Source organism: Bradyrhizobium sp. CCBAU 51627 (genome assembly GCF_028128765.1).
Classification (GTDB): domain Bacteria; phylum Pseudomonadota; class Alphaproteobacteria; order Rhizobiales; family Xanthobacteraceae; genus Bradyrhizobium.
The window spans coordinates 207735-222549 of the sequence record NZ_LBJG01000024.1 but is presented as its reverse complement, the minus strand read 5'-3'; the positions used below and the strand labels follow the sequence as shown (position 1 = coordinate 222549).

At 63.7% G+C, this 14815-nt stretch carries 25 protein-coding genes; 13 read left to right on the top strand and 12 right to left on the bottom strand.

Annotation, left to right across the window (positions count from 1 at the left end; all coding sequences use genetic code 11):
• Nucleotides 1–24 precede the first annotated feature (24 nt).
• On the bottom strand, nt 25–753 hold the full coding sequence (locus XH88_RS16000) for an SDR family oxidoreductase (RefSeq protein ID WP_271669259.1): 729 nt from the start codon (nt 751–753) through the stop codon (nt 25–27).
• A gap of 200 nt (nt 754–953) precedes the next feature.
• Entirely contained in the window at nt 954–1391 is a 438-nt protein-coding gene (locus XH88_RS15995; protein ID WP_271669258.1) for a VOC family protein, read from the bottom strand.
• 297 nt (nt 1392–1688) lie between these two features.
• Between XH88_RS15995 and XH88_RS15990 the strand changes: the two genes are divergently transcribed.
• Nucleotides 1689–2087 carry a hypothetical protein gene (locus XH88_RS15990; RefSeq protein ID WP_271669257.1) on the top strand — a complete coding sequence of 133 codons (399 nt, stop codon included), beginning with the start codon at nt 1689–1691 and terminating at the stop codon, nt 2085–2087.
• 136 nt (nt 2088–2223) lie between these two features.
• Here the strand turns inward: XH88_RS15990 and XH88_RS15985 are convergent, their stop codons facing one another.
• Nucleotides 2224–2658, bottom strand: a complete 435-nt coding sequence (locus XH88_RS15985) for a hypothetical protein (protein WP_271669256.1) — start codon at nt 2656–2658, stop codon at nt 2224–2226.
• A 338-nt stretch (nt 2659–2996) separates the two neighbouring features.
• Here XH88_RS15985 and XH88_RS15980 point away from each other — a divergent pair, with 338 nt between their 5' ends.
• From XH88_RS15980 to XH88_RS15965, 4 genes are all read left to right on the top strand, one after another.
• Entirely contained in the window at nt 2997–3380 is a 384-nt protein-coding gene (locus XH88_RS15980) for a RidA family protein (protein ID WP_271670360.1), read from the top strand.
• Nucleotides 3381–3524: 144 nt separating this feature from the next.
• The gene (locus XH88_RS15975; RefSeq protein WP_271669255.1) at nt 3525–3785 is read left to right on the top strand and encodes a hypothetical protein; all 261 of its coding nucleotides are present in this window, start codon (nt 3525–3527) and stop codon (nt 3783–3785) included.
• Nucleotides 3786–3992: 207 nt separating this feature from the next.
• Nucleotides 3993–4244 (top strand): hypothetical protein, encoded by a 252-nt coding sequence (locus XH88_RS15970; RefSeq protein ID WP_271669254.1) that lies wholly within the window; start codon nt 3993–3995, stop codon nt 4242–4244.
• Nucleotides 4245–4337: 93 nt separating this feature from the next.
• The gene (locus XH88_RS15965; protein ID WP_271669253.1) at nt 4338–4970 is read left to right on the top strand and encodes a hypothetical protein; all 633 of its coding nucleotides are present in this window, start codon (nt 4338–4340) and stop codon (nt 4968–4970) included.
• A gap of 6 nt (nt 4971–4976) precedes the next feature.
• Here the strand turns inward: XH88_RS15965 and XH88_RS15960 are convergent, their stop codons facing one another.
• Nucleotides 4977–5462: a J domain-containing protein gene (locus XH88_RS15960; RefSeq protein ID WP_271669252.1), complete on the bottom strand. Its 486-nt coding sequence runs from the start codon at nt 5460–5462 to the stop codon at nt 4977–4979.
• 111 nt (nt 5463–5573) lie between these two features.
• Here XH88_RS15960 and XH88_RS15955 point away from each other — a divergent pair, with 111 nt between their 5' ends.
• Nucleotides 5574–6341, top strand: a complete 768-nt coding sequence (locus tag XH88_RS15955; RefSeq protein ID WP_271669251.1) for an SDR family NAD(P)-dependent oxidoreductase — start codon at nt 5574–5576, stop codon at nt 6339–6341.
• 196 nt (nt 6342–6537) lie between these two features.
• Complete coding sequence (locus XH88_RS15950; RefSeq protein ID WP_271669250.1) at nt 6538–6786, top strand: helix-turn-helix domain-containing protein; 249 nt, start codon at nt 6538–6540, stop codon at nt 6784–6786.
• On the opposite strand, the gene XH88_RS15945 is transcribed toward XH88_RS15950, so the two are convergent.
• Nucleotides 6783–7058, bottom strand: coding sequence for a hypothetical protein (locus XH88_RS15945; protein ID WP_271669249.1), 276 nt, complete (start codon nt 7056–7058; stop codon nt 6783–6785). The genes XH88_RS15950 and XH88_RS15945 overlap by 4 nt on opposite strands.
• Before the next feature lie 158 nt (nt 7059–7216).
• Here XH88_RS15945 and XH88_RS15940 point away from each other — a divergent pair, with 158 nt between their 5' ends.
• Entirely contained in the window at nt 7217–7753 is a 537-nt protein-coding gene (locus XH88_RS15940; RefSeq protein ID WP_271669248.1) for a collagen-like protein, read from the top strand.
• Between the two features lie 11 nt (nt 7754–7764).
• Here XH88_RS15940 and XH88_RS15935 read toward each other — a convergent pair whose 3' ends face one another.
• The 3 genes from XH88_RS15935 to XH88_RS15925 form a co-directional block, all read right to left on the bottom strand.
• On the bottom strand, nt 7765–7980 hold the full coding sequence (locus XH88_RS15935; RefSeq protein ID WP_271669247.1) for a hypothetical protein: 216 nt from the start codon (nt 7978–7980) through the stop codon (nt 7765–7767).
• Between the two features lie 96 nt (nt 7981–8076).
• A complete protein-coding gene (locus tag XH88_RS15930; protein WP_271669246.1) occupies nt 8077–8343 on the bottom strand; it encodes a DUF2277 domain-containing protein in 267 nt (88 codons plus the stop codon).
• A gap of 97 nt (nt 8344–8440) precedes the next feature.
• Nucleotides 8441–9133 (bottom strand): ArsR/SmtB family transcription factor, encoded by a 693-nt coding sequence (locus XH88_RS15925; RefSeq protein WP_271669245.1) that lies wholly within the window; start codon nt 9131–9133, stop codon nt 8441–8443.
• Nucleotides 9134–9274: 141 nt separating this feature from the next.
• Between XH88_RS15925 and XH88_RS15920 the strand changes: the two genes are divergently transcribed.
• The 3 genes from XH88_RS15920 to XH88_RS15910 all read left to right on the top strand — a co-directional run bounded on the left by XH88_RS15920 (nt 9275) and on the right by XH88_RS15910 (nt 11140).
• The gene (locus tag XH88_RS15920; protein ID WP_271669244.1) at nt 9275–9682 is read left to right on the top strand and encodes a nuclear transport factor 2 family protein; all 408 of its coding nucleotides are present in this window, start codon (nt 9275–9277) and stop codon (nt 9680–9682) included.
• 162 nt (nt 9683–9844) lie between these two features.
• On the top strand, nt 9845–10906 hold the full coding sequence (locus tag XH88_RS15915; protein ID WP_271669243.1) for an alpha/beta fold hydrolase: 1062 nt from the start codon (nt 9845–9847) through the stop codon (nt 10904–10906).
• 93 nt (nt 10907–10999) lie between these two features.
• Complete coding sequence (locus XH88_RS15910; protein WP_271669242.1) at nt 11000–11140, top strand: hypothetical protein; 141 nt, start codon at nt 11000–11002, stop codon at nt 11138–11140.
• A gap of 76 nt (nt 11141–11216) precedes the next feature.
• On the opposite strand, the gene bfr is transcribed toward XH88_RS15910, so the two are convergent.
• From bfr to XH88_RS15895, 3 genes are all read right to left on the bottom strand, one after another.
• Nucleotides 11217–11705, bottom strand: a complete 489-nt coding sequence (gene bfr / locus XH88_RS15905) for a bacterioferritin (RefSeq protein ID WP_271669241.1) — start codon at nt 11703–11705, stop codon at nt 11217–11219.
• Nucleotides 11706–11830: 125 nt separating this feature from the next.
• Nucleotides 11831–12103: a (2Fe-2S)-binding protein gene (locus XH88_RS15900; protein ID WP_271669240.1), complete on the bottom strand. Its 273-nt coding sequence runs from the start codon at nt 12101–12103 to the stop codon at nt 11831–11833.
• Nucleotides 12104–12274: 171 nt separating this feature from the next.
• Nucleotides 12275–12562 carry a hypothetical protein gene (locus XH88_RS15895; protein WP_271669239.1) on the bottom strand — a complete coding sequence of 96 codons (288 nt, stop codon included), beginning with the start codon at nt 12560–12562 and terminating at the stop codon, nt 12275–12277.
• A 134-nt stretch (nt 12563–12696) separates the two neighbouring features.
• On the opposite strand from XH88_RS15895, the gene XH88_RS15890 reads away from it, so the two are divergent.
• The gene (locus XH88_RS15890) at nt 12697–13005 is read left to right on the top strand and encodes a hypothetical protein (RefSeq protein ID WP_271669238.1); all 309 of its coding nucleotides are present in this window, start codon (nt 12697–12699) and stop codon (nt 13003–13005) included.
• Between the two features lie 211 nt (nt 13006–13216).
• Nucleotides 13217–13501 carry a hypothetical protein gene (locus tag XH88_RS15885; protein WP_271669237.1) on the top strand — a complete coding sequence of 95 codons (285 nt, stop codon included), beginning with the start codon at nt 13217–13219 and terminating at the stop codon, nt 13499–13501.
• Between the two features lie 81 nt (nt 13502–13582).
• Here XH88_RS15885 and XH88_RS15880 read toward each other — a convergent pair whose 3' ends face one another.
• Nucleotides 13583–14809 (bottom strand): lytic murein transglycosylase, encoded by a 1227-nt coding sequence (locus XH88_RS15880; protein WP_271669236.1) that lies wholly within the window; start codon nt 14807–14809, stop codon nt 13583–13585.
• Nucleotides 14810–14815 lie beyond the last annotated feature (6 nt).

Here is a 14815-nt window from a genome sequence, read left to right as displayed (position 1 = left end):
TTTGCCGACCCTACGACAGCATGCCTACAGATCGAAATTCGTCGGCATCATCACCACGTCGCGGATGGTCATGCCGCGCGGGCGGGTCAGCATGAACATCACCACTTCAGCGACTTCGCTGGCCTCCAGCAGGCTGCCCGAATCCCTCGCTTCCTGCAGCTTCTCGGGCGGCCAGTCCGCGAGCAGCGCGGTGACGACAGGGCCGGGCGAGATCGAGCCGACGCGAATGCCGTGCCTGAAGACCTGGCGCCGCACCGTCTGGACGAAGCAGTTGATCGCCCATTTCGACGACGCGTAGACCGGCTCCCATGGTGTCGGAAAATGCGCCGCCAGCGAGCTCGTGACGATGATGTCGCCGCTCCCGCGCGCGATCATGTGCGGCAGCACGTCGTGCACGTTCTTCATCACGACGTTGACGTTCAGGTTCAGCATCCGGTCGATGGCCGTCGTGTCGGCATCGACCAGGTCGCCGCCGACATAGCTGCCCGCATTCGCATGCAGGATGTCGAGCCGGCCCGCCTTGTCCAGGACGCGCGGCAGCAGCGTTGCGCAATCTTTGGGATCGAGGAGATCGACCACCAGCGGGATCACGGCGTCGCCGTGCTTGTCACGGAGCGCCGTCAGCGCGGCCTCGTCGCGGTCGACCATCACCACGCGCGCGCCCGCACCCAGCATCGCTTCACTGCTCGCCAGCCCGATGCCCGACGCGGCCCCGGTCACGGCCGCGACCTTGCCGTCCAATGCTCTTGCCATGAGATCACCATTCGCTTGAGGCTGGCAGTATAGCGACCTCACGCGAATTGGCGATGCGGAACGCTCGCCTCGTAGGGCGGCAGGCGCAAAGCGCCGTGCCCACGATCTCTCTCCGAATCCAGCATGACGTGGGCACGGTGCGCGAAGGGCGCGGCCTTTGCCCACCCTACGGCACCGTGATCCACGGGACCGTCAGCTCCTCACCCCGCATACGCCCTATCCAGATCCGCAATCACGATCTTCTTCATTCCCATCATCGCCTGCATGACGCGGTTCGCCTTCGTCCTGTCAGCATCGCCGAGATAGCGGCCGAGCGCCGTCGGCACCACCTGCCAGGACACGCCAAACTTGTCCTTGAGCCAGCCGCAGCGGGACTCTGCGCCGCCACCGGCGGTGAGCGCTCCCCAAAAATAATCGACCTCCTCCTGCGTCTCGACGCTGATGAAGAAGGACACCGCCTCGTTGAAGCGGTGTTGCGGTCCGCCGTTGAGCGCGTGGAAGCGCTGCCCTTCGAGCTCGAACACCGCCATGAAGTCGTTGACCGTCCCGACTTTCGCGTTCGGGAACACCGATTTGTAGAACGCGACGGCTTCGGGGACGTTGTTATCGAACCAGAGAAACGGCGTGATGGAGGTCATATCGGGATTTCCTTTCATCTCGGCGCGGGCGCGCGATTGCAAGGCGCAATCCCAAGGACGAGGCCGGCTACGTCATTCCGACAGCGGCACGGGATTTTTCGGGCCCGAGCCGTTCGGCAGGATGGGGTACGCCATCCTGCCGATCAGGCCGGCAGCCCTCCACCAAACGGTTGATACCGATCGACGTCGCACGCGGACTATTGCAAGGGCGTCATGGCAGCGATACGACTTTGAGTGGAACTCAAGACGTCAAGGAGCCGGACCTCAACCGGCGCACATGTCGAGGAAGCCGCTGCCATGAGCGACGATCTCTCCGGTGTCTGGGACGGCACTTACATCCAACCCGGCACCGGAATGGTCACGTTCACGGCGACGCTGATCGAGGCCGGCGGCGCGCTGAGTGGCAGCGTCACCGAGCCCTGCTCCAATCCGCGCTGCCCGGTGCGCACCCACAACGCCTCGATCACGGGCCATCGCGCCGGCAGCGTCGTGTCCTTCGTCAAGCGCTACGAGCCGCCGGGCTACGGCTTCGACGTCGTCCAGTACGACGGCATCATGAATGGAGAGGCGACCGAGATCGACGGGCGCTGGCGGCTGCCCGGCACGTCAGGATCGTTCCTGATGATCCGCTCGGGAAAACGCGCGCGGGCGAGCACGACTGACGACACGGCCAAGCAGTCTGGTAGGGTGGGTTAGTCCTGCGGATGCGCGAAGCGCAGACCGCGGGACGTAACCCACCACTTCTGGCACTGCGGAAACCAAAGAGGTGGGTTACGCATCGCGACCGCGCTTCGCACCGTCGTGACGCTAACCCATCCTACAGCAATGTGTCCTACTGCATCGTGATCGCGAGCCCGGAGAGATCGGCATTCGCCATCAGGCCGGTCTGGTAGCCCGACAGCTCCAGCACCGCGCCCTTCTGGTTGGTCAGCACGATGGCGCGGGCGCCGCGGCCGACGGCGAGGCCGGCACCGGCGGCGCCATAGACGCCGGCGACGTCGGAGGGCCTGAAGATGTTGGAGACGCGGCCGCGCAGCACGGTCTTGGAGCCGCCGAAGACGAGGCCGTAATCGAGCCCGCCGGTCGCGAGCGCATAAGAGCGGCCGCGGAAGTTCAGAACGCCCGAGCCACCCGAGCCGCCGATGATCCAGCCCGCCTTGTAGATCGTCAGCACCACGGTGCCGCTGTCGGCCTGCGCCGCGGTCGAGAGGCCGGCCAGCGCGGCAATGGCGACGAGCGCGGCGCGCAAGGTGGAAGCAATCTTCATGGGACGTCTCCGGGGCCATTTTTCAAGGGAGGGAAGGCGAATCAGACGCCGCAATCTATCCGATCGAACGCGGCGGCAACATGATCGCGGTACGAGACGTGAGGCGCCTCACCGCATTCAACTGTCATCGCCCGGCTTGATGTTCACGGGTGCACGCACCCGCACACCCCATCGTGATGCTCCCGTTTTGCCCGACGGGTCAACCCGAATTTCTGCCTTCCCGAATTCAAGTCTGCCAATGATTTCGACTGTGCATGGGGTTGTTTTCGCGATTTATGTTGGAGCGGACCTTGCGCATCGCTACGCTGCCTGCAGGCTCCATCAGCATCGAGGCTCCCATGCCGATCCAGCATTTCGCGCCGCCGCCGCACGTCAAGGCGCCGCCGCTGTCCTTTGCCACCCGCGTCGGCGACCTGCTGTTCGTCTCCGGCATTCCCGGCTTCGACGCCAACGGCATGCTGCCTGACGGCTTCGAGGCCCAGTTCGCCAATGTCCTCGCCAACATCAGGCGCGTGCTCGACGAGGCCGGCGCCACGACGCGCGACCTCGTCAAGGTCAATGTGCTCTTGACGCGCGCCAGCGATGTCGCCGCGATGAACGCGCTCTATGCCGGCGCGTTCGGCCCGCCGCCCTACCCTGCACGCACCACCTGCGTGGTGCACGCGCTGCCCGATCCGAAGATGCTGATCGAGATCGAGGCGGTTGCGTCGCTGGCGAGGTGAACGTGTGTGGCCTGGGGGGCACGCAGCCGAACCAAGTGGCCGCGTCGGCCTGACATGTCCGTGAAAGCCGGCCCCACGGCTTGCAAAGGGGCTGTTTTTACCGCACGAATTTTCGGCTCACCCTTCCCCACAAGGAGATATTTCATGCGTCGCGTTCTCGCCCTTTGTGCCGTTGCCGGCATCGCCAGTTCCGTCTTCGCCGCGCCCGCCTCCGCGAAGGTCGGCTATTACGTGATCCGCTGGGACAACACCGGTATCTGCCAGGTCTGGAACGAGGACCTGAAGTACAAGCCGTTCCAGTGGGGCGTGTCGACCTACAAGGTCGTCAGCAAGCCGCTCCCGACTTTCACGCAGGCCTCCGACCTGCAGATCAAGATGCGCGCCGAGCATCGCTGCACGCTCTGAGCTATCAGTTCGATCCAATGCCTGAGGGCGGGCCTGCGCGAGCAGCCCGCCTTTTTCTTTTGCCGCGGCCCGCAGGCACGCTTTGAACCTGATCGGCGCATGGAACTACTCATCCCTTGTCCGGGGCGCACGCCCAGAAGCGTCCCGCACCCTCCTCCCCGCATTGCCGGGAGGTGCATCACATCTTTCAATTTGAGGAGCTGATCCATGCGTCGTATTTCCATGCTCTGCGCTGCCGCCGGTCTTGCCGCTGCCGCCTTCGCCGCCGCAAGCCCGGCCGAGGCCGGCTATCACCTGATCCGCTGGCACGACAGCGGCGTGTGCCAGATCTGGGACGAGAGCATCCCGACCACGCCGTGGCCGGCCGGATACCATCGTGCCAGCGCCTCCGTGCCAACCTTCCTCGACGCGCTCGCGCTGAAGGATCACGCGCTGAAGGCCGGTCACTGCAGCTGGTAAGAATTCGATCGGCGGACGACAGGGCCGGGCAAGGATGCGGTGCTAGCATCCCTGCCCGGTCGTTTTTTTACCTCGCCGATTTGGAGCAGATCGATGCGCGTGACGACAGCCTCAGCCCTTGCCGCTTCGCTCCTGCTCGCCGCCGTGGCGCAAGCGCAGGCCCCGCAATCCTTCCGCGTGATCTCGCCGATCTTCGGCCAGCTCGTCAGCTTCGCGATGCCGTCGAATTTCGCCGTGGTGTTCGAGAACACCAAGGGCGGCCATTACATCCGCGAAGCCGCTCTGAAGGGCGAGACGCCCGAGCGCTGGACGCAGATGATTACGGTCACCGGCGAGAAGGGCATGACCTTGACACCAGGTCACTCGCCGCAGATTTCTGCAAGCACAATCGCCGGCGGATTCAGGTCGGCTTGCCCCGACAGTTTTGCCGCAAAGTCTCTCGGCGAGACGACATTCGGCCGCTTCGAGGCCTTCGTCGCGGTGATCGGTTGCGGCCGCATCGACAGCGGCCCGACGCGGCACAGCGAGACCGCGCTGCTGATCACGGTCAAGGGCGCGGCCGACTATTACACCATCCAATGGGCCGAGCGCGGCCCCGAAAGCGACGAGCCGCCCATCAACGATGAACGCTGGCAAGCGCGCCTGCGCGATCTCGGCCCGATCGATCTCTGCCCGATCGTCGCGGGCGAAGATGCGCCCTATCCGAGCTGCGTGAACAGGAGCTGAGCGCCGTCAGGCGTCCTTGTGCGCGCCGGGATGAATCAAGACGTCGCGCGCGGCGGAGAGGTCGATGAAGGCCTGCGCGCTGCCGCCCTGATCGGGATGCATGCCCTTGGCAGCGCGGCGATAGGCCTGGTTGATGTCGTCGCAGGTGAGCTGTACCGCGAGCGGCAGGCCCAGCATCTTGCGGGCGCGATCCTCGCTGGACAGCTTTTTCGGCGCCGCATTGCGGCGGCCGAAGCGCGGCGCGGTCAGATCATGAACGACATCGAGGATCACGCCGACGCGGCGGCGGGCGGCCAGCGTGATGCCGTGATCGTCGTTGTCCGCGGCTTGCCGCAGCACCGGCAGCGCCTGCTCGGCAGCCTGCCGCAACGTGGCATCCGTGCTCATTCGGACGATCTCGGCCACGAGCCGGCCTGCCTCGGCCCAATCAGCCTGGTTGGCCGACCGCAGGCGCTCGAGCGCCAGTTTCCAGGATTCAAGTCGTTCCATCATGCGCGCAACGTTTAGCAATGAAGAAGAGTATGCCAAGGCCGCCGTTTCCGACCCCTTAATTTCGAGTTAGCCTTTCATGAAACTTAGAAACGAATCCGGGAGGAAATTGCCATGGGATTGCTCGCAAACCACATCGCCGTCGTCACTGGCGCAGGCTCGGGCATCGGTCGTGCGATCGCCGCCGGCTATGCCCGCGAGGGCGCGCAAATCGTGCTGCTCGACGTCAACGCCGACACGGCCGCGGAGGCCGCCCAGGAGATCCGAAAGTCGGGCGGCAGGGCCGAGAGCTTTGCGCTCGACGTCACCAGGCGCGAGGACTGCTTCGCGCTGGCCAAGCAGGTCGCAGACAAGATCGGGCAGGTCTCGATCCTCGTCAACAACGCCGGTATCACCCGCCGCAACGCCTTCACCGCGGAGACCGAAACGGTAGCGAAGGATTGGAACGATATCATCTCGCTCAACCTCAACGGCGTCTTCAACATGACGCAGGCCTTCCTTGCGCCCTTGCGCGCCAGCAAAGGCCGCATCGTCAATATCGGCTCGATCCAGTCTTTCGTGCATCTGCGCACACCGAGCTCGGCAGCCTACACCACGTCGAAGCACGGCGTGCTCGGTTTCACCAAGGCGCTCGCGGTCGAGCTCGGAAAGGAAGGCGTGCGCGTCAACGCGATCGGGCCGGGCTTCATCGAAACCAACATCAACGCCAATGTGCGCGCCACCAATCCCGCATTGGTGCAGGCCTTCGTCGACCACACTCCGCTCGCACGCACCGGCAAGCCCGAGGACATCGTGGGCCCCGCGATTTTCCTCGCCTCGGACCTGTCATCTTACGTCACAGGAACGATCGTGATGGTGGACGGTGGATATCGCACGGTGTGAGCGAGATAGGCCCGCTTGACGAGGCATCTCGTACCAATCGCGGCAACGCGGCGGCATTCCTGAGGTGAATTCGTGCGAGCGCGCGGAATTAACCTTTCATTAACCAAACCCGCCCACCGTAAATCCACGGCTTGGGGGTGATTGTTCTCGATCCGCTTCCAACGATGGAGGCGGGCGTTGATCGGGGAGTGTGTTAATGACCACTGTTCATGTCGCGGCGTCCGGGCCGGGCGCGCAGTTCCTTGCACCGAATGAGATCGTTCCACTGCTGATCGGTGCGACCGTCGATGAGGTCGAGCGTGAGCTCGTGCTCCAGACGCTCGCACGCTGCGACGGCAACCGCACGCGTGCCTCGCGCGTGCTCGGCCTCTCGGTGCGCACGCTGCGCAACAAGATCAGGCTCTACGCGGCTTCCGGCATCGAGGTGCCGGCCTATCATGACTAGCGCATGATGGTGCGATCATTCCGGGCGCGGTCCGCACGGAAGATCATCTGATAGAGTTTGGCGCCGACGAGCACCGACAACGTGATGATCGCGACCCAGGCCGCGGTCAGCGCGATTGCGCGTAGCGCAAAAGCCGTCAGGATCGCCCATGACGCCTGCGGCTCCTCGGCGTAGCCGACCGGCACGACATCAGGCACGAGCAGATGAGCGAGGCCGATCGCCGCTGCGAGGATGATTGCCGACAGACAGAAGACTTTCCACGCCGCGCGCATCGGTCGCTCCCCGCAAGGATTGTGGCCGCGCGTCATCAATCACACGGCGCGCCTTGGCGCCGATTGATGTTGATCAAGCCCGACATGATGTTCCGGCGGAATTGCTGCTGTCGTCAAACGCCGCTATGTAGCTTTGCGTGCGCAGAAGGAGCAGCGGCGTGGCAGACGAACAAGGACGGCCGGGACCTCAAGGTCCGCGCGGACGACAGGGCGAACCGGGACGGCCGGGACCGCAGGGTCATCCTGGCAAGCGTGGCCCGGACGGCGCACGTGGCAAGCCGGGACCGCAGGGAAAACCGGGGCCGACCGGAAAGGCTGGCCCGCAGGGCAAACCAGGCCTGCCGGGCAAGCCAGGCGAAGCCGGCCCGCGGGGAGCAGCTGGACCACAGGGCCCTGCTGGTCCACAAGGATCCGTCGGTCCGCAGGGACCCGCCGGCCCCCAAGGCCCGCGCGGCGAGCCCGGTCCGCCCGGCCAATTGCCGTCGATCGAGCAGGTGCTGCCGTGGCTTGAGCAGCTGTTTGATGCTTGGGACCAACGCCGCCGCCAGCGCGAGCAGGAGGCCGCCGAACGCGCGGCCCTCGAAGCCGCCGTGCACGAGCCCGACGAATCCTCCTCCGAAGAAGGCGACGAGAGCGACGACGCCGAGGGCGACGAGCGCAAGAAAAAGAAGAAAAAGAAGAAGCACGGCCACTAGGACTAGCTGGTCTACTTGGCCCGGTCCTCACGCCGCGACAGCATGCCCATGCGCTCGAATTGCCAGCGCATGGCGCGGTACCAGAGATAGCCGACCGCTGCCCCGCAAAAGGCGAGGATCACCACATTCGCGCTCGAAAACGAGCCGCTCCACCACATCATCCACGCGGTCCATAACAGCGTGAAAACGATGGCACCTGCTTTCAGCGGAAGAAGGGGGCGGTTCATATTCCTGCTCCGGGTTGTCAAAACCCCGGCGGACGTCATCGCATGTGAAAGGCCGCCGCTTCCGTGAGGCAGATCACGGCCGAGACTTGCCGACCTCTAGCCAAAGCGCAGCCGAGAGCGTTCCTTCGCCTTCTCCGCCTCGACCTCCCGATCGCGCGCCGGCGCGTGGGTGTGCAATGAGGTCAGCAATTTTCGCGCCGCCTCCGAGACCTCGGCGACCGCGCGGTCGAATGCCGCCTCGTTGACCTGCGATGGCTTGTTGAATCCGGAAAGCTTTCGCACGAACTGAAGCGCGCTGGCGTGGATCTCATCTTCTGTCGCCGGTGGTTCGAAATTGAACAGCGTTTTGATATTGCGGCACATAAGTTCCTCCTGAAGGGGAATCCTTTTCAAGGACGATCGGCGGCCGCCGGATGCTACATGCCGGATCTGCCACTGTCATCGTCATCGGGCGCAGGCTTCAGAACGGAATCGAAGCGCCGAGCCGTTCGAAGAACGCCCGCCCCTTAGGAGTAAGACGAAGCGCGCGTGGAAGGCGGTGCGGGACCAGCGCATGCGTCGCGATCAGCCGCTTCAGGATCGCATTGGCGAACGGACCTGCCAGATGCGGAACGCGCTCGGTCCAATCGTTGCAGAGCCGCATCTGAGGATCACGGCCCGGCTTGAAGTCGATCGCCTCCGCGACACACCAGGCGAGCCCCTCGTCGGTGATGCTCGCCTCGCGACCGCGCAACGCGATCAGTTTCCTGCCTACCAAGCCGTCCCTCAGCGCCACGCCGAGCTGGCCGGCGAGATGACAATAGCAGGTCCGCGACTGACGGAGCGGCGCCGGCACGCCTCGCGCGCGTTCCGCATGCCCTGTCCTGGCCGCGACATTGACGAGGTTTTCGATCAGGCCTGCGACCTCATCGTCCGCGATCCGGTAGTAGCGGAACCGGCCCTGCTGCCACACCGAGAGCAGACGCGCCTCAGTCAACTTCTGTAGATGCGCGCTGGCGCTTTGCGGCGACACGCCGGCAAACAGTGCCAGTTCGCCTGCCGGCAGCGCCTTGCCGCCGAACAGAGCACTCACCATGGCTTCGCGCGCCGGATCGCTCAAGGCATCTGTGAGTCGCGAAAATCCCGATTGTATCGATCGTCTGGCGGCGACCATCAAAACCTTCCGCTCCGAGTGGGTCTGCCGTCACATCATCGCAGTCGTTGCAAAGCCGGTCATTTCAGAATTCGGTGAAACCTCGAGGCCGCGTTCTTTGCGATGCCCCCGAGATGCCGCCAAATCCAGAGGAGTACAGCAATGACCAACGAAGCCGACCGGAGCGAGGCAGAACGCATCTGCAGGCTGTGGGATGAAGCCCTCGGCAACAAGGACCTCGAGGCGTCCCTTGCACTCTATGCCGATGACGCATCCATCGAAAGCCCGCTGGTCCAGCATCTCATGAAGACGACCACTGGGATCGTCCAAGGCAGGGACAATCTGCGTATCTTCATTACGCGCGTGTTCCAGACCAATCCGCCGCAGCGAAAGCGCTTCAAGCAGGGCTTCTTCACCGACGGCCGGACCATCACCTGGGAATATCCGCGCGTCGCTCCCGACGGCGAGCAGATGGAGCTGGTCGAGATCATGGAGATCGACAAGGGACTGATCAAGCGTCACAGGGTCTACTGGGGCTGGTATGCGCTCAGTCTGCTCCGGGAGCATTAGGCTGCCTCGCTCGCCGGCTTCGGAATATTCCGCTTGCGCGATGCACCATCAGCGAAATGTTTTGGCGGCCGGCGCCATATCCGCTCTCGATCCCTCGGGCGCCCCTGATAAGATCGAGCGCGAAGCGGCCCGGATGCCGGCGGCCGCAGTGGGGAGGACATCATGAAAATCTCGAGCGCGCTCCTTGCCATGGTCTTGGTATCCTTCTCGATTCCGGCGATGGCGGCCGATTACCCGGCGCCGAAGCAAGGCGACTGGATCGCGAAGGATTTCAAATTCCACACCGGCGAGGTCATGCCGGACCTGAAGCTGCATTACACCACCATCGGCGACCCGACCGGACAACCTGTGCTGGTGCTGCATGGCACCGGCGGCTCGGGCGCAAGCATGCTGACGCCCGCTTTCGCCGGCGAGATGTTCGGCGCTGGACAGCCGCTCGATGCCTCCAAATACTATATCATCCTTCCCGATGCGATTGGCCACGGCAAATCGTCAAAACCATCCGATGGGATGAAGACGAGCTTTCCGAAATACAATTACGACGACATGGTTGAAGCGCAGCATCGCCTCGTGACCGAAGGCCTCGGCGTCAAGCATCTGCGGCTCGTGATCGGTAACTCCATGGGTGGCATGCAGACCTGGCTGTGGGGCGAGAAATATCCCAAGGACATGGATGCGCTGGTGCCGATGGCCTCACAGCCAACCGAGATGGCATCGCGCAACTGGATGATGCGGCGGATCATGCTCGACACCATCCGCAACGATCCCGACTACAATGGCGGCAATTACACCAGCCAGCCGCGCATGATGAAATACGCCATCACGGCCTATGGCATCGCCAGCATCGGCGGGACGCTCGCCTATCAACAACAGGCGCCGACCGCGGCCAAGGCCGACAAGATCGTCGACGAGCGGCTGGCGACGCCGATCACGGCGGACGCCAACGACTACGTCTACCAGTGGGAGTCCTCGCACGACTACAACGCGGGCGACAAGCTGGAGCAGATCGAGGCAACACTACTGCTGATCAATTCCGCCGACGACGAGCGCAATCCGCCCGAGACCGGCCTCACGGAGGCGGCAATGAAGCGGGTCAAGCACGGCAAGCTGTATCTCATTCCCGCAAGCACAGAGACGCGCGGTCACGGCACCACAGGCAACGCGAAGTTCTACAGCGAGCAGGTGCGTCAATTGCTGCAAACCGCGCCGCAGCGCACCATGTAGGCCAATCCAGATCTGCTCGCCTCGATGGTCGAGTTCGCCGCGTCTTGAGCGTCGCTATCAACGGTAATCTATTTCCACTGCTGCAAGACGCTGATGCGCTCAAGGCTATGGTCGCCGGAGAAGGTGCAGCGCTGGGTCATGCCCAGCATCAGTCACATCGTCCACGACCAGACCAGCCTCGGCGAACCGGGGAGCCAGGAGATCGCAGAAGAGCGATACAAGACGCAGCTGTAACTGGTGCCCAAACTAGAATGTCGTCCCGGAAGGCCGGGACGACATTGAGGTGTGCTGCTGAAATTGGCGGCGGAGCTCAGTGCCCCTCGCCCTCGAGCCCGCCGACGTGCCTCTGGGTGTAGAGTTCGAGGCCAATGCGGCCGATCAGGTCGAGCTGGGTTTCGAGGAAGTCGATGTGGTGCTCCTCGTCGCTCATCAGCTTCTCGAACAGGTCGCGCGTGACGTAGTCCTTGACGCCGTGGCAGTAGGTCGCTGCTTCCTGGTAGAGCGCCCGTGCGCTCATTTCGGCGGCGAGATCGCACTCGATGATCTCCTTGACGTTCTGGCCGATGCGCAGGGGATCGAGCACCTGCATGTTCGGGAAGCCGTCGAAAAACAGGATGCGCGCGGTGAGCTTGTCGGCGTGCTCCATCTCCTCGATGGACTCCTTGCGCCAGACCTTGGCCATGTCGAGGAGGCCCCAATTGTCGAGGAAGCGATAATGCAGCCAGTACTGGTTGATCGCAGTTAGCTCATGACGCAGCGCCTTGTTGAGATAGTCGATGACTTTTGCGTCGCCCTGCATGATCCACTCCAGTGTTCGCAGTTCAAATCGGTCCCACAACTTTAGAACGCTTCTAAGTCAGATCAAACGTGGGGGCAACCGGCTACGGGGACGCAGCCGGGGAAAAGCCTTTGGCGGGAACGTTTTCAGCAGGCCGCGAGGGCGAACTGCACGGGTTCGGCGATCTCATCGTTCGCCGCCACCGCGTGGCTGTGCGGGCAACCAGCGCAGCAGGATTCGGCACAAGGACCAAGCGCTTCATCGATGATCGTCTTGATGGTGCGCGCGCAGCGGCCGCATTCGGCACTGCAGCCAAGACATCCATAGACCTGCTTGGCATGACGCACGGCATCGTCGGACTCGGCGACGGCGGCGCGGATGTCGTCATCGCTCAGCACGTTACAGGAACAAACGATCATGGAAGTGGTAGGCCCTTCGGTGATGCACCATCATCGATATTTAACGGGCCAGCCGGATGCAAAAGGAAAAACCGGTATTTCAAGCTATTCCAAACTGGCCCATCGATAGCTTAGAACGGCTCTAAGCCAGGGCGTTGCGCTGGATCAAGCAAGGTCATGACCAAATCGGTCCTAGTCGCCGCCGCCTCCGCCGCTATCGCCACCGCAATCGCCGCTCCCGCCGCTATCGCTGGACGAGCAGCCGCTGCTGTCGGTAGAGCTCGCGGAACTGTCGCTCGAGAACCAGCTTCCCAGCGAGAAGCCGTCGTTCGTCGTATCCGAATAGGTGTCACTGGCTCCGCCATCGCTCCCGGCTCTGGCGCGCGGACGCGGCTCCCGGCTTTGCAAATGGGTCATCAGGGCATAGCCGATCACGCCGACCGCCCCGAAGGCGATCAGGGCATCGGTCAGGATGTTCATCGTCCTCTCCTGGGCAAAAAGCGGTGACTTCTAGCATTTGGTCGCACCCGGCAGATGAACCGTTCATTGATCGTTCAAACGAAATATGGAACTTTGGCCGTAAGAGTTCCGCGTTCGCCGTGAAAGGTCGCCCCATGAAGAAGTTGCTTATGGCACTCGCTGCCACCGCCACCCTGGTCCTGACGGCGGGAACGCCGGCCCATGCACAGCGCGGTGTCGCTGCAGGCGTCGCCGCCGGGATCATCGGTGGCGCCATTGTTGGCGGCGCGTTGGCATCTCCGTATTATTACGGACCCGGCCCGGGCTATTATGAACCCGGCTACTACGCGCCTAGCCCTGGCTACGTTGCCGACGACTATTACGGCGATGGCTGTGTCTGGCAGAAACAGCGGTTCTGGGACGGCTATGCCTGGCGCGTCCGCCGCGTCCGCGTCTGCGGCTGAGTCCGCAACGGCCGGTTCACTACGGATGGGCCGTTCATCTCAGGGCCTGAAAAAGACCGCTTTTTCTCGTCACAGCTCCGTGTGCGTTTACCGTGGATTGACCATTTGCGCGCTTCCTAGCTGCAAGGCCAATTCCATCAGAGTGTGCGTGAACCTTTGAACCCCGGACGCTCCTAACAAGGGACGTCCTTCTCCCAGGAGAGCCAAGAGCATGAAGAAGACTATTGTTGCCGCCCTCACGGTTGCGACGATCGCCGGTTCGCTGGTGACCGCCACGCCGTCCGCCAAAGCCGGTGACGGCGTCGGCGTCGGTATCGCAGCTGGCCTGCTTGGCGGTGCGATCATTGGCGGTGCGATCGCCTCGAGCCGTCCGGCCTATGGTGGCCCGGTTTACGTGGCCGAGCCTGGCCCGCCGCCCCCGCCCTGCTACTGGCAGCGCCAGCGCTATTGGGACGGCTACGGCTGGGTCATCCGCCCGGTTCGCGTTTGCTACTGATCTGATCGCACGGCGTATCTGAGCGCCCCGATCGAAGCCCGGTCGAGCACCCTCGACCGGGCTTTTTCTTTTGGTCCCGCCCTATCGCGCAGCCTGGATCGAACGCAGCACTTCTTCGCTGGGCCAGCAATCGACCTTAAGCCCTGCCGACTTCTGATAGGCACCGAGCGCCGCGCGCGTCTGCATGCCGGCCTTGCCGTCGATCTTGTCCTTGTAGAGCCCGACGCGCGTGAGCCCGCGCTGCATCGCCTCAACGTCCTTCGTTCGCAGCTGCTTCGACGCCGACCAGGGCGTCGCAAACGGCAGCGGGCTCGTCATGCGGTCGCTGAGATGACCGACGAACAGCACGTAGAGGTCGGAGAAATTGTATTCCTTGATGACGAAGTAGTTCTTCGTCGCCAGGAACGAGGGACCATAGATGCCCTCCGGCTGCAGCAACGAGGCCGGCTGCGCCTGCTCGGCGGCACTCAGCCTCGCGCCGCGCACCGGCACAAAGCCTTCTCGCAACCATTGACCGATCGGCTTGGTCACTTCGGGCACGCCCGCCGTGCAATCGACCTTCGCCGGCGCCTGCACCTCGTAAGCCCAGCGCACCCCGCTCTGCCAGCCCTTGTTGACGAGCTGCTGCGCGGCAGACGCCAGCGCATCCGGCACCGAGTGCCAGATGTCGATGCGGCCATCGCCGTCGAAATCGACGCCGTGCTTGTAGTATTCAGAAGGCAGGAATTGCGTGAGCCCGGTGGCGCCTGCCCAGGATGAGCGCATCTCCTTGCGCGTCACCACGCCCTCGCCGAGGATCTTGAGCGCGAGGATGAACTCATTGCGATAGGTGTCCTTGCGCCGGCCGACATAGGCCTGCGTCGCCAACACGCGGACCAGATCGTAAGGCAGCGTGTAGCGGCCGTAATCGGTCTCGCGCCCCCAGATCGCGAGCATCACGGTGGCAGGGACGCCGGAGCTCTTCTCGATTTTCGTCAGCGCCGCATTGTATTTCTGGAGCAGCCTTTGCCCCTCACCCGCGAGCCGCGCGATCGAAGCTTCCTTGATGTAGTCGGCCGGCACCTGCACGAACTCGGCCTGCGACGGCGCACCAGTCGCCGGCCGCCCCGGCAGGATCAAGTCAGGCAACTTGTAATCCGGCTCGAGCCCGCGCGTCTGTTCTTCGAACGTCGCGCGGGAGACGCCCGCGGCCTGCGCTTCCGGCCAGAGCGAGGCAATGAATTGGGCGAAAGCGGCGTCGGCGGCGTGGGCGGACGACCAGCCGCAGGTGACCACGATCACCGCAGCGATGAGCGTCCGCCGCATCATGCCGCT